This is a genomic window from Niallia sp. MER 6 (assembly GCF_023714395.1).
Lineage (GTDB): Bacteria > Bacillota > Bacilli > Bacillales > Cytobacillaceae > Niallia.
Map to the genome: position 1 here is coordinate 1 of NZ_JAMAUK010000152.1, position 249 is coordinate 249.

The following is a 249-nucleotide window of genomic DNA, read 5'->3' on the forward strand; positions in this document are numbered from 1 at the left end:
TTAATCCAATCTTGGAATAGAGCATAGCTAACCCCAATTTTTCTCGCTATTGTATTTACGCCATCATCACCATCTATATATTCCAAAACGGCACTAATTTTTTCTTCTATTGAAAATTTGGCCATAAGAAAAACCGGGCATAGCCCGGTCCTTTTCATGGTTAGAGAATATCCGATAATTTGTACTCTATGCCATGTACCCCTTTATAATACTCAGGATACATTTCACCCCCACATTTTTCACATGCAA

General features: G+C 36.9%; 1 protein-coding gene. It reads right to left on the reverse strand.

Annotated features, from left to right (window positions below):
* The coding region (locus M3600_RS29510) for a transposase (protein WP_396953859.1) at nucleotides 1–158 on the reverse strand (158 nt) is incomplete at its 3' end.
* Nucleotides 159–249 lie beyond the last annotated feature (91 nt).